The organism is Streptomyces sp. NPDC104096 (assembly GCF_055584385.1).
Map to the genome: position 1 here is coordinate 106,713 of NZ_JBVJMD010000024.1, position 20,903 is coordinate 127,615.

The following is a 20,903-nucleotide window of genomic DNA, read 5'->3' on the forward strand; positions in this document are numbered from 1 at the left end:
AACTACATGTGGGGAAGGTACTTCTCATGTACGACTACGACCTCCTGGTCGTGGGATCCGCCAACGCCGACCTGGTGATCGGCGTCGAGCGTCGGCCGGACGCCGGCGAGACGGTGCTCGGCTCCGACCTGGCCGTGCATCCCGGCGGCAAGGGCGCCAACCAGGCGGTCGCGGCCGCCCGGCTCGGTGCCCGTACGGCCCTCCTGGCCCGCGTCGGCGACGACGCGCACGGCCGGATGCTGCTGGACTCCCAGCGGGCGGCCGGCGTCGACACCTTGGGCGTCCTGGTCGGCGGTGCTCCCACCGGTGTCGCGCTGATCACCGTGGACCCGTCCGGGGACAACAGCATCGTCGTCTCACCGGGCGCCAACGCCCGCCTCACACCCCAGGACGTGCGGGCCGCGGCCGATCTGCTGCACGCCTCCCGAGTGGTGTCCGCGCAGCTGGAGATCCCGATCGAGACGGTCGTCGAAGTGGTACGCCGACTCGCACCCGGGAGCCGCTTCGTGCTCAACCCGTCGCCGCCACGGCCCCTGCCCGACGAGATCCTCGCCGCGGCCGACCCGCTGATCGTGAACGAGCACGAGGCCAAGGTCATCCTCGACGGCACCGAGGCGGGAAAGACGCCCGAGGAATGGGCACGGGCCCTGCTCGCCCGCGGCCCGCGCTCGGTCGTCGTCACGCTGGGCGGCGAGGGTGCTCTGGTGGCGACCAGGGACACGGTCGTCCACATCGAATCGGTGGAGGTGGCCGCGACGGACACGACCGGGGCCGGCGACGCCTTCACCGCGGCACTGGCCTGGAGCCTCGGGGCCGGAGTGTCGATCGAAGCGGCCGCCGCCTACGCGGCCCGTGTCGGCGCACTCGCCGTGACCCGCCGTGGAGCCCAGGACTCCTACCCCACCGCGGCGGAGGTCGAGGCACTGTGAAGAGGGCAGGAATCCTCAACCGTCATCTGGCCGGGGCCGTCGCCGCACTCGGTCACACCGACCAGGTCCTGATCTGTGACGCGGGAATGCCGATCCCGGAAGGCCCCCGCGTCGTCGACCTCGCCTTCCGGGCCGGAGTGCCGTCGTTCGCCGAGGTGCTGGACGGTCTGCTCGCCGAACTGGTCGTGGAGGGCGCCACGGCGGCCGAAGAGATCCGCGGCGCCAATCCCGCGGCGGCCGCACTGCTGGAGGGACGCTTCCCCGACCTGGAGCTCGTCCCGCACGAACGCCTCAAGCAACTGTCCGCGGGAGCCCGCCTGATCGTACGGACCGGTGAGGCCCGGCCGTACGCGAACGTGCTGCTGCGGTGCGGCGTGTTCTTCTGACCCGAGCGGCGCCGTCGGACGGGTGTCTCAGGACGATCACTCACCCGGAAAGGGGACGTGCCTGATGGGCAGGCTGAGTCACGTTCGTTCCGGGGCGAGGTAGCGCAGGACGGCCAGGACGCGGCGGTGGTCGGTGCTGGATGGGGCCAGGGCGAGTTTGGTGAAGATGTTCGCGACGTGCTTCTCGACGGCGCGGTCGGAGACGGTGAGGCGGTGGGCGATCGCTGCGTTCGTGCGGCCTTCGGACATCAGGGCCAGTACCTCGGTCTCGCGGGGGGTGAGGGCGTCCAGCCCGGGGTGGCTGCCGCCGAGCAGGCGGGACACGACGAGGGGGTCCAGCGCGGTGCCGCCCGCGGCGACCCGGCGTAGCGCGTCCACGAATTCGTCGAGATCTCCGACGCGCTCCTTGAGGAGGTAGCCGACCCCCTGGGCCGAGGAGCCGAGCAGCCGGGCGGCATGCCGGGTCTCGATGTACTGGGAAAACAGCAGGATTCCCAGCCCGGGATGGTCGCGTCGCAGGTCGAGCGCGGCACGTAGGCCCTCGTCGGTGTGGGTGGGCGGCATCCGGATGTCGACGACGGCGGCGTCGGGGTGGTGCTCGTCGACGGCCGCGCGCAGCGCGTCGGCGTCACCCACCGCGGCGGCGACCTCGATCTGCCGCAAGGCGAGCAGTTGGACGAGTCCCTCGCGGATGATCACGGCGTCATCGGCGATCACGATGCGCATGGGCGGCTCACAGACGGCGGGGGAGACTGACCGTCACCACGGTAGGGCCACCGGGCGGGCTGTGGAGGTCCAGGTCACCGTCTACCGCGTGGACACGTTCCAGCAGGCCGGCGAGGCCGCCACCCGGGATGGTCCGGGCGCCGCCGGTCCCGTCATCGGCGACAGCGATGCGCAGCATGCCGTCGCGCTCGGCCACCTCGATCCGGACCTGCTGTGCGCCGCTGTGCCTGGCGGCGTTGGCCAGCAGTTCGGCGGTGCAGAAATAGGCGATGGTCTCCACCGCCTCGGCGGGACCTTCGGGCAGGTCGGCGTGCAGTTCCACCGGCAGCCCCGCGCACTCGGCCAGCGACGCCAGTGCCGGGCCGAGGCCCTGGTCCAGGACCGGCGGGTGAAAACCGTGTACGAGCTCGCGCAGCTCGGCCAGAGCGTCACGCGCCGCGATGTGCGCGGCGGTGGCCAACTCCCGTGCGTGTGGCTCCAGGACGGTCTCCTTGAGAATCGTGAGCTGCATCATCATCCCGACAAGCCGCACCTGGGCGCCGTCGTGCAGGTCGCGTTCGATCCGGCGCAGGGTGGCGGCCGCGTCGTCGACGACGCGGGCGCGGCGGCTTTCCAGCTCACGGATGCGGTCGTCGGGGCGGTCAGGGGCGAGCAGCCAACGCAGCAGCAGTCGTTGCGGCAGGACAGCCGCGCGCACCGCCCATGGGGCGAGCAGCAGCACCACCAGCCCGAGCAGGACGGCCAGGAGCCGCCACCTCAGCGGCTCGAGCAGATCGGAATGGTTGAGGCCGAACGCGTGCTGCAGCGGGTAGGTGATCGCGACCACCGCACAGGCCCAGGTGAACAGCACGACATACGCCTGGAGCAATGCCAGGGGGACCAGCAGTACCAGGTAGACGAAGACGCGCCAGCCCACCGCATCGGACAGGCCCGCCTGCACCCGCCCGTAGAAGCCCGGTGCGGCGCGGGGCGGGGCCGGCTCGGGGACCCGCAAGTCCAGCAGCCGCGCTGCCAGCGCACGGTGCGCGGCGCCGAACCGACGTGCCCCGAGCACACCGAACGCCAGCAGCGGGACCCCGATCGCCGTCACGGCCATCGACACCGCAACGAACAACACGACGCCCGCATAGGCGAGCCCTGCCATCGCCAGCACGAACCCCGAGACCACATACAGCAGTTCATTGCGGGCTCTTCGCTCAAACGGCGCCCTCAACAGGACATGCATGACGTCTATCGTCCCAGGACCCGGGTGAGCAGCGCAGTGAACCCACGCAGCATCCACGGCATGACCAACAGCATCGGCATCCCCCCGGCCAGCGCATGCAGCGCCCACACACCGCCATAGGTCGGGCCGCCCCACGCGTCGTGGTAATCCCGGTCGCCCAGCAACAGCCGGATCGGGTACCCGATGTTCAACACCACGATCAGCCACCCGTACACGGCGAGCCCCAGCAGCGGCGGTACCAGCGGCAGCACCAGCAAACCACGCAACCGCCCGGCGGGCACCTCACGCCGCAGCAGGTGCATGGCGATGCGCCGCTGGAACCGTCCGCCGTCGACCAGCGCCACGATCGCCGCAGGTCCTGCCAGCAGCAGATAGGCGAAACACCGGAATGGCTCGGATGTGAAGGGCAACCGTAGAAAAGTCATGCCCTTCATCCTCCGCACACCGCCCCCGCCCCACGATCGTGCAGGTACGGAACTTCGGGGTTCGGTTGACCCCACCCACCCGGCCGGCCCCCGGCCTTCGGTGCGGGGCAGCCACGGCGGGCCCAGGCTCCCGGGACGCCGGAGGCCGGCCCCAGGAGCAGGCCGTACCACGGTGGCCGGGCGCAGATCCGGTGCCGCGACGGCAGCGAGCAGCACAATGGGGTACCGCTCCGGCCTCGGGCGGCGGACATCGCGCGAGCACGGGCGCCCCGCGGCGCGTGGCCCGCTGGTCGTCGGCGGCCGCTGCCCAGCGGGAGTTGTGGGTTTGCTGGCACCGTCGATTTCGACGGCGCGAGGTTCCACGCCGACAGTGTCACCTGTCGGTCCGTTATACGTTCGCGGTATGAATCAACTTGAGTCCACAGGCGGTGCGCGCGAGGTTCTGGAGCGTTTCCGCCAGGCGTCGATCAACCAGTCCGCCGACGAGATGAGCCGCCTTTACGCGGCCGACGCGGTCCATGAGTTCCCGTTCAATCAGCCCGGCGTGCCGTCCCGGCTTGAGGGCCGAGAGGAGATCGTGGGCTGGATAGCAGCGGGCTGGAGCGCCGGCCCGCTGAAGTATGAGCGATACGGCACTCTTGCCATTCACGACACGAGCGATCCGGACACGATCATTGTCGAGCAGGAAGCCCTCGGGACCAGCGCGACCACCGGCGAATTCGCCCTTCCGAACATCGTGGTGCTGACCGTCCGTAACGGACAGATCGTCCATCTGCGCGATTACGTCAATCTCGTGGCTGCCGCAGCCGCGATGGGAGGGAGCCTGTAACTCGCGCCGTGGTGGGCGGTCGGCTCGCCAGTTCCTGCGTGCTGTGGCCGGGCGGCCTGGAGACCGACCGCTGCACCGAGGACGCCCACGAGCTGGTGCACCAGCTGCGCCGGTACGGGGAGTGGGGCCGACTGCTGGCGCCGGACGCGGACAAGTACACCGCGAACCTGGCACGCTCCCGGCCGGACGCGATCGAGCACATCGACCACGAGAAGCGGCTGTGGCGCCGGGTCTACCCACCGACCGACCGCAAGGGGCCTGGCCCGGTGGCGTTCATCTTCGCGCACACCACGGACACGAAGGTCTCCCAGACGGTCGACGTGCCGGGGGAGGCCGGCCGCCGCTACTGGGCACCGCGCCGGTACGACACCTACCACCGGAGCATCACCGTCCTCGACCACGGCCAGGCCGTCCCCGTTCCCGTCACCACCTTGGAGCAGTTCCAGGAGCACGGCGCGGACGCGGCAGTGCGGAGGCGGCTGGGACGCGAGGGTGAACCGACGCTGACGGCCGCGCTCGACAATTCTTGCGAGTTCGTGCACGTTGGCCGTGGCTTGGCGACCGGGTGGCTCGGTGAACTGGGCGCGGTGGGAGCTGGGGTGCGTGCGTTGATCGTGGCCGAGTGCCGGGGGCGCCGGCACTGTCGTCGAGAGTTATCGCTGAACTCGTTGCTGAGGTAGGGCAGTTGCGGCACGAACAGCATCAGGCATGCCTGTCGGCTCGGCTGCGACGGGCTGTGGCAGGCCACGTCTTCGCGTCACCTTCTCGATCGACGAACGGGATATCTCATGACCCGCGGCGGCCCATGTGGCAACCACCTCCCGTTGCGACACCCGGGGCGCTGGCGTCTCCCCGTTCAGCGAAGACCGCGCTTCTCTCGTTCGGCTTCGATCAACTCCTCCATGAGTTTCTCCGGGTCCACCGTGCACTCGGCATCATCGAGGTCGTCGTATTCCTGGGTGCTGAGCGGCAGGCCAAGCTCGGCGAGTTCGGCGGCCAGTTGTGTGAACGCGATTCGCTCGTCGGGCTCGTCCTGGTAGCTTGCCCGCTCGGCGGCGGAGCCCTCGGTCAGGGTGAGGCCGGCCAGGCCCCGGAAGGTGAACTCGGTATCCAGCTCTACGAGGTGCCAGGCACGGTCCGCGGGTTCGTCGGGGTGCAGCCAGTAGCCGATCCACCCGTTTCCGCTCTTCGCCACGAGCTTGACGTACGTGGCCATCTGGGCGGCTCCGGCGTTGACGGCCTGCATCTCCGGGTCCGCGAGTTCCTTCTCGCTCAGATAGCTGGTGTCCAGGAGCGGGTGGACCTCTCCCGCCTCGAAGAATTCGAGGTCGAGAAGGCGGGTGAAGTCGGTGCGACCGGTCCACTGCGCCACCAGCAGCACGCGCAGATCGTCGGGTACCGGTCGGCCGTCCAGCCGCTCGCGGGAGAACTCGGCGAGCCGTTCGTCGTACATACGCCCTCTCCAGAGGCTGAAGCAAGATCCTCGCGTCAACGTAACAGCAGGGTCCGACAAGAGCTCGGGTATGCCGGCGACTGCCGGCCACCTCCGCGGACGAGGGCGGCCGCGGCCTGTGGGTGGTCAACTCCATGGCCGCACGATGGGCCCTTGGCCTGCGCTGGTGGGCGCTGCGCGAGCACGTGGTTGCGTGGAGCTACGGGGTGAGGCGGAGGGCAGACGACGGGTCCGCCGCGCCCATGGCTCGCCGTCCGGTGGTTTGCTCAGCAGGCACGATGCTGTCGGCTGACAGATTCTGGAAGGACCCGCGCACCACGCGTCTGACATGGGTGAGCACTAGACATGACTTCCAAGATCCCTGGCACACGTTCGCGGCGAGCCGGACAGACTGTCTGCTCGGCTGCCATGCGGACTCCTCTGCGGGACTTCCTGCGCACCGAGACGGGCAGTGCTGTCGTCCTGGTGGCTGCAGCACTTGCCGCATTGGTGTGGGCCGGCGCGGCCCCGGAGGCGTACGAACACACCTGGGCCACGGTGCTGTCCGTCCGTGCCGGTTCTGCCGGTGTCGAGCTGGAACTGCGCGAGTGGGTCAACAGCGGCCTGATGGCGCTGTTCTTCTTCGTCGTCGGTCTGGAGGCGCGCCGGGAGTTCGACATGGGTGAACTGCGCCAGCGCCACCGCCTGGCGCTGCCCCTCGTCGCGGGCATCATGGGCATGTTCATTCCCGTGGCGATCTTCGTGGCCTTCGCCGCCGGGCACGGTGCCGGACACGGGTGGGGGACGGCCATGTCCACCGACACCGCCTTCGTGCTGGGGACCCTGGCGCTCCTGGGTGACCGGCTCCCGGGCACTCTGCGTGCCTTCCTGCTGACGGTGTCGGTCGTCGACGACTTCGTCGCTCTCGGTGTCATCGCCTTCGTCTACAGCGGCCACCTCTCCTGGCCGGCGCTGCTGGTCGCCACAGGCACGTTCGCGGTGGTGCTGCTCCTGCGCAGGGCCGGGGTTCGTCACGGCGCGCCCTACGCCGTCCTTGCCGCCGTCGTATGGGTGGCCCTGCTCGAATCCGGCATCGACCCGGTCGTCACGGGGCTTATGTTCGGCCTGATCACCTACGCGTATCCGGCGTCACGCAGCGATCTGGAACGCACCTCCGGGCTGTTTCGGCTCTTCCGGGAGCAACCCACCCCCGAACTGGAGCGTTCCCTGCGCCAGGGGCTGGCGACGGCGATATCTCCCAACGAGCGTCTCCAGCAGCTCTACCACCCCTGGTCGAGCTACGTCATTGTCCCCCTGTTCGCCCTTGCCAACGCCGGTATCCACGTGCCCTTGAGCGGTCTCGTCGACAGCCTTGCCTCTCCGATCGCGCTGGGCATCGTCGTCGCCTATGTCGTCGGCAAACCGCTGGGCATCACCGTCGCCGAGCTGCTGACCACCCGGCTGAGCCGGGGGCACCTGCGTCCCCAGGTGGGCTGGGGCGCCGTCCTCGCAGGCGGAAGCGCGGCCGGTGTCGGGTTCACGGTTTCACTCCTGATCGCCGCCCTCGCCTTCAGCGGCGAACAGCTCACCCAGGCCAAGATCGGTATTCTCGCGACAGTGCCCCTCTCCCTGGCGCTCACCTGGATGATCACCACCCTGGTCCACGCCCTGCCCCAGGGCACACGGACCCGTGCCCTGCTGGGCACGGGCCAAGGCGTCACCGACCTCGCCGTACCCGTGGACTGGGAACGTGACCACGTGCGGGGCCCCCGCAATGCCTCGGTCTCCGTAGTCGAATACGGCGATTTCGAATGCCCCTACTGCGGCCAGACCGAGCCGGTACTGCGCCAGCTTCTCGCCGGCGTCGGAGACGTCAGCTACGTCTGGCGCCACCTCCCGCTCAACGACGTACACCCCCACGCACAACTCGCGGCCGAGGCCACCGAAGCGGCCGCTCGCCAGGACGCCTTCTGGGAAATGCACGACGTCCTCCTGGCCCACCAGGGAGATCTGCGGGTGGAGGATCTCCTGCGCTACGCCGGTCAGCTGGCACTGGACGTGCACCGCTTCGAAGACGACCTGCGTGCCCACCTGGGTGCCGCGCAGGTGGCTGAGGACATCGAGTCCGCCGACCTCAGCGGGGTCGCGGGCACTCCGACGTTCTTCGTCAACGGCCGCGTGCACCGCGGGCCGTACGATCTCGCCAGTCTGACCGACGCGGTCTGCAGAGCCCGAGACCGCGCCAGCCTGTCAGCTCCTTGACCTGAGCCCGTCATGGAGCCTGCCGAGGCATCGTGACGGACAGAGCCGACAAACGGACCTGGGACTCAGCTCGATCATTGGCCTGGCTGCTGCCGTGCCGAGGACCGGCGGGCGGAGGGTGTGGCTGAGCGACCCGGTGGCGGCTGCCCGTTACCGCGGCCGCCATGCGGGTTTTCTTCGAGTGGTCCTCTACCGGCACCGGTTCCTCCAGCGGGGCTTGGACGGCAGCCGGCCCTGGCGGTCGCCGACTTGAACAGGGCGGGTGCCGAGGTGGGGGTGTCCGGTTGTGGGATTGCGGAGTGTCGGCAGGGGACCAGACCCGTTTCGTCGCTCGACCCAGCGCCCACGCCGCATCGTGACGCCGCCGCCTTTCAGCTACTGCGTACTGCCGTCGTCGAGTCCGGCGATGACTCTGACGTCTGCTTCGGACAGGCCCAGAACCTTGGCGACCTCCTGGGTAAGAAGCGGCTCCGGGTTGAGTGCTCCGTCGCGAAGCATGTTGATGGTGGAGATCGATCGTACGGTTCTCCATGCCATCGCCTTGTCCGGAATCCCGCGCAGGCTCATCAACCCGGTGAGCACTCTTGCGAACGGATGTGGCTCCAACCGCCCAGCAGGAGACGCGGCAGGACCGAGGACCACGTCGTCGATCTTGGCTTGAAATCGGATCAGCCGGTCGCCCGCGAACCCGACCTTCGCGACGAAGGGCAGGCTCTCATCACCGCCGGAACCGACCGTGCCCGGCACTGACACCTCGGTGAACCGTGAAGGGTGACCATGGTGATCACTCCCGATCTCCAAGGGCCGACCCGGTTCGACGTGGCTGACCTTCCAGTCGCGGTTCCACCAGGGAAGATCATGCAGCACCTCGTTGAAGAAAGGGGGCAGCACAGTGAGATCCACCGGGTCCGGAGGATTCTTCTGACCCTTCCAGAGGATGCCAGGCCAATACGTCAATGCCGCGATCACGTCCACCGGCAGCGTGCGGTCGGCAATCTTCATGTCCACACTCTCCCACCAGTCGACAGAACGATCTGCCGAGATGTGCCGAGGCTCGGTAGCTGTCACCGGCGGAGCCGTAGAAGCTGGCAGGAGAGCCGGGCCGGAGCAGCCTGATCGTCATCTGGAGGGCGGGCCGCTGGTCACAGATACTCGGTGCCTTTGGACCCCTCACGTCGTGGTCCGCCGGCGGCTCGGGCCCGATGGTCTACCGGCACAGCGTGACGGTGCCGGTCACGAGGACGCGCATGCGCCATCCCCCCGGGGTGGCGCGAACCGCAAGCGCGTCACCAGGGCACCTCTCCCTCGTCGTCGAAGAAGCGGCCCGTCGGCCCGTCGGCCGATACGGTGGCCAGCCGGATCGCGGCGGCTGCGCCCTGCTGGGGGGTGCGCACTCCCCGGAAGCCGTTGAGGTCGGTCGCCGTGTAGCCGGGGCAGACGGCGTTGATCAGGATGTGGGTGTCGGCCAGTTCCTTGGCGTACTGCACGGTGACGGCGTTGAGGAACGTCTTCGAGGGAGCGTAGGCGATGGCGATGGGGCCCGTCTCGGCGCCAGGCGTGGTCTGGAGCGTGAGGGAGCCGACGCTGCTGGAGACGTTCACGATCCGCGGCGACGGCGAGCGGCGCAGCAGAGGGAGCAGGGCGTTGGTGACGCGGATGACGCCGATCACGTTGGTCTCCACGGCCGCCCGTACCCGGCTCACGTCGACCGTGGTGGGCTCCTGCGGTCCGCCGCCGGTGATCCCCGCATTGTTGACGAGCGCGTCGAGCCGTCCGGCCCGCTCCTCCATCAGCCGGGCCGCCGCTGTCACGCTGGCGTCGTCGGTCACATCCAGCGGCACGCCGAACGCGTCGGCTCCGGCCGCGCGCAGCTTCTCCACAGCGGCCTCGCGCCGCTCCTCGTTGCGCGCGCCGATTCCGACGGACCAGCCGAGGGCGCCGAGCCCGGCGGCGATCTCGTACCCGATGCCCTTGTTGGCCCCGGTCACCAGCGCGACCTTGTGGTGGTTCACGGTGTTCGTCTCACTCATGACATCGATACTTCTCCCCGTCGAGCAGGGCGTCCAAGACCGACTGGGTGGACGGCGATACCGCCCGGGTATCGCTCCTGGTCGTCCCGGTTAGGCTGGTGGGGTGGAGACACGTGAGCTGCGGTACTTCGTCGCGGTCGCCGAGGAGCTGCACTTCGGCCGGGCCGCGCAGCGGCTCGGGATCGCCCAACCCCCGCTGTCGCGGGCGATCGGCGGGCTCGAACGGCGCCTGGGCATCCTCCTGCTGGAGCGCGGCAGCCGGGGTGTCGCCCTGACCGGGGCAGGGGCGGTGCTGCTGCGGGAGGCGCGGGCGGCGCTGGACGCCGTCGAGGCCGCCGAACGGCGCACCCGCCGGGCCGCCCTCGCGGCGACCGGCCGCCCCGCCGTGGTCCTGGCCGCGAAGGCGGGCGCCTCGGGTGAACTGCTGGCGAAACTCCTCGACGCCTACGCCGCCGAGCCCGGCGCCGTCGCCGTGGACGTCGTGCTGTGCGGGCCGGGCGAGCAGGCCCGGTTGCTGCACGACGGCCGGGCCGACGTAGCCCTGCTGCACCGGCCGTTCGACGACACGGCCGGCTTCGACACCGAGGACCTGCACCGCGAGGGGCAGGTCGCGATCCTCCCGGCGGGCCACCCTCTCGGCGCCCGCCCCCACGTGCGGCTCGCCGAGGTCACCGGCCTTCCCGACCTGCCCCTGCCCCGCTGGCCTCGCCCTGACGGCACCTTCCCGGACGGTCCCGGACCGCAGGTGCGCGACCACACGCAACTCACCCAGCTCATCGCCCTCGGCCGCGCCTGCGCGGTCGTGCCGGAGTCGGGCCGCACCGGCCTGCGCGAGGACCTCACCGCCGTACCGGTCCCCGACGCCCCCCACGTCACCACGGTCATCGCCTGGCCCCCGCACAGCCGCTCAACGGCGGTCGCCGGGCTGGTCCGCGCCGCCACTTCCCTGTGACCGACGACGGTGAACGCCGGGACACCGTGCTGGATTTCGGGGACGGCGTCCGGTCTGCCATCAGCTCCCGACACATCGTGCGGTACGAGGTGACCGGCCTGCACCGGCGTTGCCGGAACCGCGCCCCTGGCACAGCCAGGCTCCGACGCGAAGTGACAACAAGCCTGCCTTGGTGACACCTGTCGCGCCTCGGCCCGGTATCCGGGGCGGCCATGGCATGCGTTCACGCGGCCACCAGCGCATGCCGAACTGTTCGAGTCCGGCGCAGCAAAGTGGTCCATCCGTTGCCTGGGCTGCTGGCCGTGTGTGCCCGAGGTTCTGGTTCAGTGGCCGCCCGGGTTCTCCACGCACGGACCGGCCGGGGCTGGTTCGGCATAGATGCCGTACACCTCGCTCACCACGTCCTGCGGGGTGATCACGGCGGAGACGCAGGCGTGACCGTTGTAGAAGGAGAGCGACACCCGCTTGTACGGGGGAGCCTCGGAGAAGACCGCGAGCCCGTTGTCTTCGCCGCAGTCCCACCTGGCCAGGACGGCCCGCACGTCCTTCTCGGCGAACCGCCCGTCCTTGCGCATCGCCTCCAGGGCCGGGCGTATCAGGCGCACGCTGGCCTCCCCGGCCGCCCGGTCCTCGGGGGCGAGTTCCGCGGACATGCGGTACGCGTGGTTCTCGTCGAAGTGCGGGTTCTCCGCGGCCGTGCCGTCGTCTGGGGCCGGTGCCGTTGCTTTCGGTGTCGACGACGGGGAGGCGCTGTCGACCGCCCCTTCGGCGCATTCGGGCCAGGGCGTGAACGACCGCGGGGGCGTGGTGTCGGCCGACGCCACAGGTTGGGCCCGTGCTCCGCAGGCCGTCAGGGCCCAGGCCGCCACGAGCACGGCCGGCGCGAGCACGAAGAGCGAGAATGATCGGCGATCTGGCATGCCCGCATCATCCCCCACCTGTCCGGCGGCGTGCCCGCTCACCGGTAACCGTGCATGTCGGCATGGCGGGCCGTCCAGAAGGTGGCGGTGCACATGCCGGCGTGGAACGAGGGACCGGCCGCGACGACGCGTTCGCCGGGCGTGCGGTACCTGCACCGGGGCGAGCGGGTGAGGTCGTGCATCGTCGCCGTCGGCCGGAACTCCTGCTCGCAGTACAGCGAGCGCGGCGGCGAAAGCCTGTGGCAGGTCGTGCGCGGAGGCCAGGTGCCGTCCGGGTGCCTGCGCCGGGCGTGAGCAGACCAGCGGATCCGGTGCACCGCCCACTGCGCTCTATTACGTCCTGGGCGACCTCAACGTCCTCACTCCAGCGGAAGGCGTGGACTACCCGGCCCACGTCCTGCGTCAACGAGACGGCGCCTACCACCTCGTCAGCAGCCGTGACCCCCAGGCCTTCGACGACGTCTTCGGGCAGCGAACAGTTGGTGCCGTGGCGTCCCGGTACGACGTGCGGGCCTGCGTCTGCCTGGGCACTGCTGCGGCCGCAGCCGGCGTCATCTGGCTCCGCATCTGATGGTGTTCACCAGGCAGGGGGCCGGAACTGGTCGCCGCCCTCGATCTCCTCCGGCCAGTCGACGGGACCGCGGTCCGTCCGGCTGAGGATCCCGGGATCGGGAGGGTATTCCTCGTTGTGCGGTCCGTTCCAGTAGGCCCGCCGGGTTCGCGGAAGCGGGATTTCCACCAGCCTGCCGTCTCGTGGATCATCCACAGACCGAAGCAGTTGTCCTCCTCGTCGTGGATCAGCACCTGCACCGTCTCTGACCGAACCCCCAGTTCCCACCAGGTCCCATCTCGTAGAAGGTGCCCCGCCAGGTGTGTGTCGTCCGGGCGCGTCAGCGGCTCCATGACTTCGTCCGCGTCCTGCGCCAGCACGATGACTTCAGCGATTCTGCTCATGCCGGGATTCCAGCGCCGGCCAACCCCTCGTCACAACCGATTCCAGCCGCTGGCCGGCCCCCGGAGCAGAACAGCGCCTACTTTGGGTTCCGGCCTCTGACAGTGAGCGCGCCGACGGCTCCTGGGCAAGTTTCCGAAGGCCCCTGCTCCGGCAGGGGCCTCTACGCACCTCAGGTGGTGGAAGCCGTCCCCTCGACGTCCCCCTGCCAGGCAAGGGAAGGGCCGCTCCGGCAAAGGACCTGGTGACGGGCGAGACCTGGGCGGGCCCGGCGGAGCCGCCGGCAAGGGCGGGGACCGGCTCAGCGACGGCCGTGAGGCACCTCGCCGGTCGTACGGCGTGCACGACAGCGGTCCGCCGCGTGCCGGTCCCGGTGCCGCAGCCCGTCCCCGGAGCTCCCTGGCGAGGGGCTGGTCCGCGCATCGTCCGGGTGGCAAGTCAGCGGCAAGCGCCTGCCAAGAGGAAGCGGTCAAGGTGTCGCATCCGCTGTCGGCATCGAAACTGGAGCAACCGAGCGTGTCCCCCAGCAGTACCTCCCGAGACCTTCCCGACCACGACACGGTCGCGGCCCACCGCGTCCCGCGTTCGGATCAGGCATTCGTGTCCCATGACGTCCTGGACGCCTACCGCACCTGCGAGTTCGTCACCCTGGGGCGGGACGGAATCCCGCTCGCCTGGCCCACGGCGGTCGCCCGTCGCGAGGACGGTACTCTGCTGATGACCACCTGCCTCGCGTTCGCGCAGAAGGCGTTGAACGTACGGCGCGACGGCCGGGTCGCCCTGCTCTTTTCCGATCCGACGGGCAGCGGCCTCGGCCACGCCCCGCAGGTGTTCGTCAGCGGCCGCGCCGAGTGTCCCGACACGATCATGACGGGACCGCAGGGGGCCGAGGACTACTGGCGCAGGCTCTTCGAGCGGCAGCCGCACAGCCGCTCGTACCTGACACGCCCCATGAGGCCGCTCATGTCGTGGTACTACCTGCGCCTGCTCATCACCGTCGAACCGGAAAACGTCGTCGTGCGACCGCCGTTGGAAGACCTGGTGCACCGCGGAGCGCCGGTGTCCGCGACGGGTACGCCGCCACTGCCCGGAGCGGCGCAGCTGGGGCGCGCGCCCTCGGCCGTGCTGGCCGCACGGGACGCCTCGGGGGCGCCGGTCCTGGCCCGCACCCTGCCACAGCCGACTCCGGGGGGCTACCTGGTCGAGGTGCCGGCGGACTGCCCCGTCGAGGACGGACCCGCCGGCCTGCTTGTCCACCGGCACGACGAGCGACTCAACCACCTGTACAACGCCTTCGTGCGCGGCACCCTGCGGCGGACCGGGGCGGGCTGGATCCTGGCGCCTTCCAGTGTGATCGAACCCATGGGCTCGGGCCGCGCGAGGGACGCCCTGCGGGTCCTGCGCCGGACGAGGCGGTCCACTGACCGCTACCTCGCACGCCGCGGGCTGAGCCACCCGAAGGTGGAATGGGACCGGTTCCGCGCCCTGGCGCGGCCGGCGCCTGTCGTGCCGAGCACGCCGTTGCGAGTGAAGGGTTCCCCCCACCACTGACGGCGGACAACGGACATCGGCGCGCCGGGTCCGCGAGGTTGCTCGTCCCTTCCGGGCGCGGTCCCGAAGACCATTCGTCGCCCGCGCACCACTTACGATGTTCTTGCCATGGTCACATTTAAGGTGCTCGGTTCGTTCCGGGTGGAGGTCGACGGGCAGCCGTCGGACACGCGGGGCCGGCTCGCACGCATGGTCCTGGTCCAACTGCTGCTGGCCCGGGGCGCGGTCGTCCCCACGGAACGCATCGTCGAGAGGCTGTGGCCGAGCCGCGTCCCGCCGAGCGCACAGGCATCGCTCCATGCCTACATCGCGCGTCTGCGGCGGATTCTGGAACCGGAACGTGCGCCGCGAACTCCCGCCCGGTTACTGGTCAGCGCACCCTACGGCTACGCCCTCGCCGTGGAGCGGGACGCGGTGGACGCGTGGGTGTTCGAGGACCGGGTGGCGGCCGGTCGGACGACGGGACTGCCCGCCCACCTGACTGCCGATCACCTCTCCCGGGCACTGGCCGACTGGGGCGGGCAGCCGTACGCCGAGTTCGCGGACGAGCCGTGGACAGCGGGTGAGCGCACCCGCCTGGAGGAGATACACCGCACCGCGCGCGAGCGGCTCTCCGCAGCACAGCTGCGCTGCGGTCAGGCCGCACAGGCACTCACCGAGGCACGGGCGCTGACCAGGGAGCAGCCACTGCACGAGGAGGGGTGGCGGCTGCTGGCCCTGGCGCTGTGGGCCCGCGACCGCCAGGGGGACGCGCTGACCGTGCTACGGCAGGCCCGGCGCGTCCTCGGCGAGGAACTCGGCGTCGTCCCCGGTCCCGCCCTGCTGGAGCTGGAACAGGCCCTGCTGCACCAGCGGCTCGACCTCCTGTACCGGGAAACCGGCGTAACCACCGCGGCCCCCGCCCACCCCGGTGCTGCTCATGCCGCGGGGGAGCCGGTCGCGGCCGAGGACCACGGACCGGCGGCCGGCCCCACCGTGCTGACGACGGACCGCCTCCTGGGCCGGGACGAGGAGCTGGCCCGACTCGCCTCCGCGGCCGACCGGGCCCGAACTGGCCGGTCCCAGGTGGTCCTCGTCTCCGGCGAAGCGGGCATCGGCAAGTCGAGCCTCCTGGAAGCCGCTCTCGGGCAACTGCCCGCCCAGGGCTGGCTGTCCGCCTTCGGGCAGTGCCCGGAGAGTGAGGGCGCCCCGCCCGGCCGTGCCTGGTTCGACATGCTGCCGCGCCTCACGCAAGCGGCTCCGCCCGGCTCGTACGCCGACGAACTTGCCGCGCTGCTGGCCCCGGGCAGTGGGAGCGACCTCGGGCAGTCGGACGGCAGCCCGGCGCGACGCTTCCGTCTGCACAAGGCGCTGCTCGGCTGGCTCCGGGACACCGCTCGGCGGCGGCCCCTGGCCGTCTTCATGGACGACCTGCACCGGGGCGACCAGGAGAGCGTGGAGCTGTTCCTGCTCTGCGCCGAACAGCTGCGGGACGTCCCCCTGCTCCTGGTCGGGTCGTTCCGCACCGGCGAGGGCGATCTGACCGCGGCCCTGGCCCGACTGGCCGTCTGCGCGCCCGTACGGCTGGCACTCGGCGGACTGCCGGACACCGAGGCCAAGGCCCTCCTGAGGCGCGCAGCGGCCGACATGAGCGACCGAGCCGCTGCGGCCCTGGCCGAACGGGCCGGCGGAAACCCCTTCTACCTGCGCGAGAGTTCCCTCCTTCTGGCCGGCGAGGGCGAGGAGCGGGCGCTGGCCAGCATTCCGCAGGGGGTCCAGGACGTGCTGCGGCGCCGGCTGGCCCTGCTCGCGCCGACCGCCACGGCCGGACTGCGCCTGGCGGCCGTCGCCGGACGCGAGGCACCTGTCTCCCTCCTGCTCCACGCCGCCGACCAAGATGCCGACCAGCTCCTCGACGCACTGGACGCCGGTGTCACCGCGGGACTGCTCACCGAACCGAGGCCCGGCACGGTCCGTTTCACTCACGCCCTCGTACGGGACGCGCTGGAAGCCGACCTCACCCGCCTGCGGCTGGCCCGCATGCACTCCCGGCTGGGCCGGAGCCTGATCGCCCTGGGCTCCGACGACGTCGCCGCCACCGCTCACCACCTCCTCCAGGCGGCCACGGTGCTGACCGACGACGCCGGGCCCGCGGTCCACCACGCCCGGCTCGCGGGCGAGCAGGCCATACGCCGTTACGCCCCGCAGAACGCCGCGCCCCTCCTCGACGCGGCCCTCGGCCTGCTGGCCGCGCACCCGGCCGGGTTCGCCGGACAGGACGCTGCGCTGCTGCGGGTCCGGCTGCTCGGCCAGCTGGTCGACTGCCGGATCAGGATGGGCGCCGTCGTCCTCGCACGTGAAGCCCAGCAGCAAGCCGTGCGGATCGCCCGCGCCGAGGGCCGGGACGATCTACTGACCGTGGCTTACACGACCTGGACCGAACCGACCCCCTGGCGCGTCCGCGCGTACGCGGCTTCCGACCCCGAAGCCGTCGAGGAGCTCGGCAGGCTGCTGGCGACCCCGGACCCGGACGACCGACAGCGGTGCCTGCTCCTCGACCAGCTCGCCGACGCGCTCGACGACAGCGATCCGCGGGCTGTGGCCGTCGCACACCAGGCGGTCGCACTCGCCCGTGCCCTGGGCGAGCCCCGGCTGCGGGGTCTGACCCTCACCTCGCTGCTGCGCCGGATCGACTGCGAACTCGACTCCGAGGCCTACCTGCGGCTCCACGAGGAACTCACCGAGGTGGCCGACTCCCAGGACAGCCCCGAGTACTCCTGGATGAGCGCCTACACCGCCGCCCGCCTCGCAGCCGCGGACAACGACCCGGCGCGCATGGAACAGTACCTCGTACGGGCCGACGAGATCGCCCATACCTACGAGCTCCAGGGCGCCTTCGCGGTGGCCAGGCTGCGCCGCCCCATGCTCGCCATGGCACAGGGTCGTTTCGAGGAGGCCGAGCAGGAACTGGGCGCGGCGGTGGCGGAACTACGGGCCCGCGGGGCGGTGGACCTCAGCGGGCTCGCGGGCCTGGCCGTCGGGTGCATCCGGCTCCAGCAGGGCCGCCTCGCCGAGGTCCTCCCCGTGCTCCTCGCGGTGTGGGAGCAGTACCAGCCGCACAACGAGGCCCTCACGGCCCAAGCCCTGCTTGCCGCCGGCCGTCCCGAAGAGGCCCGGGAGGTCTTCGGCCGGCGCGCGCCGCTCCTACGGGACTTCGCCTACCCGATCCTGGCCGGCCTGCGCGGAGCGGCGGCCATCGCCCTCGACGACCGGGAGGCCGCCGCCGAGGTCTACACGGACCTGCTGCCCCTCCAGGAGCTGGCAGGCGGCGCGAGCAGCCTCAGCATCGTCTTCCGGCCCGTCGCACAGACACTGGGCGACCTCGCCGGCTTCCTGGGCCGCCCGGCCCAGGCCCGGCGCCACTACCTCGACGCCCTCCGGGTGGCCGCCGCCTGGAAGTCGCCCCATTGGGAGGCCGCGGCCCGAGACGCCCTGGCCGCTCTGCCGCGGTGCCCGTCTCCGCACAGCGACGCTACGGGCGACCACCCGCCAGCTCGGCCATGAACTCCGCCGCCAGGTCGAGGTATTCCTCGGGCGAGTCCGTCGTCAGCTGCAGGTCCACCAGCACTTCGTCGGTGTCCGCCCGGCACATCGTCCTCAGGTGGTCGCAGAGCTGACGCACGGTTCCCCGGTGGTGGGCCTCCGCCGTATCTGCCTCGCCCCGCGTGACGTGGGCGTTGACGCGAAACACCCGGCGCAGCGCATTCGGGTCGCGCCCCGCCCGCTCGGCCGCTTCGCGGGCCACCGCCCAGAGGCCGTCGAAGTACGGCAGTGGCATCGAGGCGGCGAGCCAGCCGTCCCCACGCCTGCCGACCCGCTCCAGGGCGACCGGGGTGAAACCGCCCAGCAGGAGGGGCGGTCGTGGGCTCTGGAAGGGTTGGGGCAGTACGGTCGACGGGGGGATCGTCCACAGCGGGCCCGTGTGCGTGACCGTGCCGGACCGCCACACGGCCTCGAGGACGTCCAGCGTCTCCTCCAGCCGGGCACCGCGCCTCTGCCACGGCACCCCGGCGGCCTCGTACTCCTCCCGCATCCAGCCCAGCCCGATACCCACGTCCAGACGTCCGCCGCTGATCAGGTCGAGTGTCGTCAGTGCCCGGGCCAGCACGAGCGGCGGATGCCACAGGGCGTTGAGCGTGCTGCTGCCCAGGCGCACCCGCTCGGTCACCGAGGCCGCCACGCCGAGCGCGAGCAGCGGATCGAGGTGGGTGCCGTACCGGGCCGGCATCGTCCCACCCATGTAGCCCTCGGGCGGAGTCAGCGGCGCCAGCAGCCGGTCGGCCACCCAGAGGCTGTGACAGCCCAGCGCCTCCAGGGCCGCGCACATGCGGGCGGTGTGACCGGGGTCGGCGAAGGGGCCGAACTGGGGGACGGAGAATCCGATGCGCATCGGTACGAGTTCCTCGATCGGTACGGGGCGGTACGGGTCGGTACGGCTCGGACCGCGGGGCGTCCAGGCCGCGCCGGACGGGACCGCGGCTCACGCGGACGTGTGACGGCCGCGGATCCGACGCGTCTCGCGCCGGTACTGCCGCTGCCCGAGCACCTTCCACATCGCCCGCGCGGCAAGGGGCAGGCGGGCGAGGAACTCACGGCGCTCGTCGGGCGGGCAGTCCTCCAGGATGGCGCCCAGCGCGATCATCAGCCGGTTCCTGGGCGTCTCGGCCAGACCCCGCTCCCCGACCGCCTGCCAGTCCTTCTCGCTCACGTGACGCGCGACCAGCGGCATGACCTCCCGTTCCTCCTCGTCGAGGTGGGCGCACAACTGCCGGTGGTGTCGGCGGAGGGCCTCGGACAGCTCGTCACGGTCGGCCGCCAGCGCCCGTGCCCGCCACCGGTCCATGAGCATCTGCACCTCGTCCATCCCACCGGTGAGCTCCTGGTGCTGTGCCTCCATCGCCAGCACCTGCTCGGCGTCCAGATCGAGGTGGGGGAGCAGCGCCGGCCAGAGCAACTCGTCCTCCCCGGTGTGATGGGCGTGCAGCCCGACGGTGTACTCCCGCCAGTGCTCGGCGAGGACCCCCGCGCGCACGGTGTCCGACGCCGGAACGTCCTCCACGAGTTCGGCCAGCAAGCGTGACTCGCGGCGGAACACCTGGTGGATCATCGCCATCTCGCGGGTGTAGGGGTGGGCGGTGGAGAGTGAAGCGTTGCTCGTCGTCATGCCCCCAGCCTGCTGACGACGGTTGTCACCCACTTGCACCTCACTTGCCGTCCCCGCCCCGCCCCGAGCGAATGGACCAGTGCTGAGTCTTTCGGGTTGCCTTCGGGTGGTGACGTTGGGTGATCCCTGCGGTATGCCGGTGTCACACGGTACGCGGATGGTGGGGGCCTGACTGCCGAGCGGCGGGCTGCGCGGGAACGGGCGCGGATGGAAGCCGGCCGGAAGTTCGAGCGCGGTGACAGGACGTCGGACATCGCCAAAGACCTGCGGGTGAGCGAGCGTTCGGTCGAGCAGTGGCGCCGGAACTGGCGTGAGGGCGGTCTGGACGGTCTGAAGTCGAAGGGACCCGCGAAGCTGCCGTAGCTGTCGGACGAGCGCTTCGCTCAGTTGGAGGAGGAGCTGGCGAAGGGACCGGCGGCGCACGGCTGGGAGGACCAGCGGTGGACCCTGGAACGCGTCAGGACCCTGATCGGCCGCCGGCTCCATGTGAGTTGCTCGATCGCGGGAGTCTGGCGGCTGCTGCACCGTCACGGCTGGTCCTGGCAGAACCCGTCCCGTCGCGCACTGGAACGCGACGACCACGCCGTCGAGCTGTGGAAGAAGGACGTGTGGCCACAGGTGGAAGCACCGCGGCGGCGCTCGGGGCCTGGATCGTCTTCGAGGACGAAGCCGGGTTCGCGATGGGTCGGCCAAGATTTCCGTGAAGCAATGACAGAGCGTCGTGTCAGGTGGATGCACCATCCGTGCTGCGCTGCGCCGGTGACGCGCCGGTCGGGGCAGCAGGACGCTGCGATCGTGCGGGGGGATGCTGCAGCAGCTCCTCCCGCGCCTGGCCAGGGTGGTGGTGGAGCAGGTGCGGGTGGAGGAGGAACGACTGCGGTTTGCCGACTCGGCGGGTGCACGGTCGCTACCGGCGGCGCTTGGCCGATGCGGCTGCAGGCGGACGCCCGGTTGTCATCGATCTGGGCGTCCGACGCTTGTTCTGCGATACAGCCCGCTGCGCCCGACGGACCTTCGCCGAGCAGGTTGCAGGGTCAACCGTGAGATACGGTCGCCGCACACCTGCCCTCGCCGAGATCGA

General features: G+C 70.9%; 19 protein-coding genes and 2 pseudogenes. 12 read left to right on the forward strand and 9 right to left on the reverse strand.

All coding sequences use genetic code 11. The annotated features are described in order from the left end of the window. The first annotated feature begins 26 nt into the window (after positions 1 to 26). Entirely contained in the window at positions 27 to 929 is a 903-nt protein-coding gene (locus tag ACZ60B_RS24115; RefSeq protein ID WP_469390161.1) for a ribokinase, read from the forward strand. Next, a complete protein-coding gene (rbsD, locus tag ACZ60B_RS24120) occupies positions 926 to 1,315 on the forward strand; it encodes a D-ribose pyranase (RefSeq protein WP_469390163.1) in 390 nt (129 codons plus the stop codon). The genes ACZ60B_RS24115 and rbsD overlap by 4 nt, the downstream gene beginning before the upstream one ends. Positions 1,316 to 1,393: 78 nt before the next feature. Here the strand turns inward: rbsD and ACZ60B_RS24125 are convergent, their stop codons facing one another. From ACZ60B_RS24125 to ACZ60B_RS24135, 3 genes are read right to left on the reverse strand one after another with little or no spacing between them, the layout of a single operon-like run. Beyond that, positions 1,394 to 2,041: a response regulator gene (locus tag ACZ60B_RS24125; protein WP_469390165.1), complete on the reverse strand. Its 648-nt coding sequence runs from the start codon at positions 2,039 to 2,041 to the stop codon at positions 1,394 to 1,396. A 7-nt stretch (positions 2,042 to 2,048) separates the two neighbouring features. Further along, positions 2,049 to 3,266, reverse strand: a complete 1,218-nt coding sequence (locus ACZ60B_RS24130) for a sensor histidine kinase (protein ID WP_469390167.1) — start codon at positions 3,264 to 3,266, stop codon at positions 2,049 to 2,051. 5 nt (positions 3,267 to 3,271) lie between these two features. Beyond that, positions 3,272 to 3,700: a hypothetical protein gene (locus ACZ60B_RS24135; RefSeq protein WP_469390169.1), complete on the reverse strand. Its 429-nt coding sequence runs from the start codon at positions 3,698 to 3,700 to the stop codon at positions 3,272 to 3,274. A gap of 394 nt (positions 3,701 to 4,094) precedes the next feature. On the opposite strand from ACZ60B_RS24135, the gene ACZ60B_RS24140 reads away from it, so the two are divergent. Both ACZ60B_RS24140 and ACZ60B_RS24145 read left to right on the forward strand, forming a co-directional pair. Next, positions 4,095 to 4,520 carry a nuclear transport factor 2 family protein gene (locus ACZ60B_RS24140; RefSeq protein ID WP_469390171.1) on the forward strand — a complete coding sequence of 142 codons (426 nt, stop codon included), beginning with the start codon at positions 4,095 to 4,097 and terminating at the stop codon, positions 4,518 to 4,520. Positions 4,521 to 4,528: 8 nt separating this feature from the next. Continuing rightward, positions 4,529 to 5,200 (forward strand): hypothetical protein, encoded by a 672-nt coding sequence (locus ACZ60B_RS24145; RefSeq protein WP_469390173.1) that lies wholly within the window; start codon positions 4,529 to 4,531, stop codon positions 5,198 to 5,200. A gap of 176 nt (positions 5,201 to 5,376) precedes the next feature. Here the strand turns inward: ACZ60B_RS24145 and ACZ60B_RS24150 are convergent, their stop codons facing one another. Continuing rightward, entirely contained in the window at positions 5,377 to 5,973 is a 597-nt protein-coding gene (locus ACZ60B_RS24150) for a hypothetical protein (protein WP_469390175.1), read from the reverse strand. A 408-nt stretch (positions 5,974 to 6,381) separates the two neighbouring features. Here ACZ60B_RS24150 and nhaA point away from each other — a divergent pair, with 408 nt between their 5' ends. Further along, positions 6,382 to 8,214 (forward strand): Na+/H+ antiporter NhaA, encoded by a 1,833-nt coding sequence (gene nhaA, locus ACZ60B_RS24155; protein ID WP_469390177.1) that lies wholly within the window; start codon positions 6,382 to 6,384, stop codon positions 8,212 to 8,214. A gap of 375 nt (positions 8,215 to 8,589) precedes the next feature. Here nhaA and ACZ60B_RS24160 read toward each other — a convergent pair whose 3' ends face one another. Continuing rightward, positions 8,590 to 9,216 carry an XRE family transcriptional regulator gene (locus ACZ60B_RS24160; RefSeq protein ID WP_469390179.1) on the reverse strand — a complete coding sequence of 209 codons (627 nt, stop codon included), beginning with the start codon at positions 9,214 to 9,216 and terminating at the stop codon, positions 8,590 to 8,592. A gap of 284 nt (positions 9,217 to 9,500) precedes the next feature. After that, positions 9,501 to 10,244 (reverse strand): SDR family oxidoreductase, encoded by a 744-nt coding sequence (locus ACZ60B_RS24165; protein ID WP_469390181.1) that lies wholly within the window; start codon positions 10,242 to 10,244, stop codon positions 9,501 to 9,503. A gap of 103 nt (positions 10,245 to 10,347) precedes the next feature. On the opposite strand from ACZ60B_RS24165, the gene ACZ60B_RS24170 reads away from it, so the two are divergent. Beyond that, positions 10,348 to 11,196 carry a LysR family transcriptional regulator gene (locus tag ACZ60B_RS24170; protein ID WP_469390183.1) on the forward strand — a complete coding sequence of 283 codons (849 nt, stop codon included), beginning with the start codon at positions 10,348 to 10,350 and terminating at the stop codon, positions 11,194 to 11,196. Positions 11,197 to 11,519: 323 nt separating this feature from the next. Here the strand turns inward: ACZ60B_RS24170 and ACZ60B_RS24175 are convergent, their stop codons facing one another. Then, complete coding sequence (locus tag ACZ60B_RS24175) at positions 11,520 to 12,116, reverse strand: hypothetical protein (protein ID WP_469390185.1); 597 nt, start codon at positions 12,114 to 12,116, stop codon at positions 11,520 to 11,522. Positions 12,117 to 12,209: 93 nt separating this feature from the next. Between ACZ60B_RS24175 and ACZ60B_RS24180 the strand changes: the two genes are divergently transcribed. From ACZ60B_RS24180 to ACZ60B_RS24195, 4 genes are all read left to right on the forward strand, one after another. Then, positions 12,210 to 12,410 (forward strand): hypothetical protein, encoded by a 201-nt coding sequence (locus ACZ60B_RS24180; RefSeq protein WP_469390187.1) that lies wholly within the window; start codon positions 12,210 to 12,212, stop codon positions 12,408 to 12,410. Between the two features lie 82 nt (positions 12,411 to 12,492). Then, positions 12,493 to 12,687 carry a hypothetical protein gene (locus ACZ60B_RS24185; protein ID WP_469390189.1) on the forward strand — a complete coding sequence of 65 codons (195 nt, stop codon included), beginning with the start codon at positions 12,493 to 12,495 and terminating at the stop codon, positions 12,685 to 12,687. Positions 12,688 to 13,668: 981 nt separating this feature from the next. Beyond that, positions 13,669 to 14,619 (forward strand): pyridoxamine 5'-phosphate oxidase family protein, encoded by a 951-nt coding sequence (locus tag ACZ60B_RS24190; protein ID WP_469390191.1) that lies wholly within the window; start codon positions 13,669 to 13,671, stop codon positions 14,617 to 14,619. Positions 14,620 to 14,727: 108 nt separating this feature from the next. Next, a complete protein-coding gene (locus tag ACZ60B_RS24195; RefSeq protein ID WP_469390193.1) occupies positions 14,728 to 18,162 on the forward strand; it encodes a BTAD domain-containing putative transcriptional regulator in 3,435 nt (1,144 codons plus the stop codon). On the opposite strand, the gene ACZ60B_RS24200 is transcribed toward ACZ60B_RS24195, so the two are convergent. Together ACZ60B_RS24200 and ACZ60B_RS24205 are read right to left on the reverse strand one after the other, a co-directional pair. Continuing rightward, positions 18,131 to 19,048, reverse strand: a complete 918-nt coding sequence (locus ACZ60B_RS24200) for a TIGR03619 family F420-dependent LLM class oxidoreductase (RefSeq protein ID WP_469390195.1) — start codon at positions 19,046 to 19,048, stop codon at positions 18,131 to 18,133. The two genes, ACZ60B_RS24195 and ACZ60B_RS24200, sit on opposite strands and share 32 nt — an antisense overlap. A 90-nt stretch (positions 19,049 to 19,138) precedes the next feature. Beyond that, a complete protein-coding gene (locus ACZ60B_RS24205; RefSeq protein WP_469390197.1) occupies positions 19,139 to 19,822 on the reverse strand; it encodes a hemerythrin domain-containing protein in 684 nt (227 codons plus the stop codon). Positions 19,823 to 19,948: 126 nt separating this feature from the next. Between ACZ60B_RS24205 and ACZ60B_RS24210 the strand changes: the two are divergent. Both ACZ60B_RS24210 and ACZ60B_RS24215 read left to right on the forward strand, forming a co-directional pair. Beyond that, positions 19,949 to 20,517, forward strand: a pseudogene (locus ACZ60B_RS24210) (winged helix-turn-helix domain-containing protein); the annotation flags it as partial. A gap of 180 nt (positions 20,518 to 20,697) precedes the next feature. Next, positions 20,698 to 20,903: pseudogene (locus ACZ60B_RS24215) on the forward strand (transposase family protein); the annotation flags it as partial.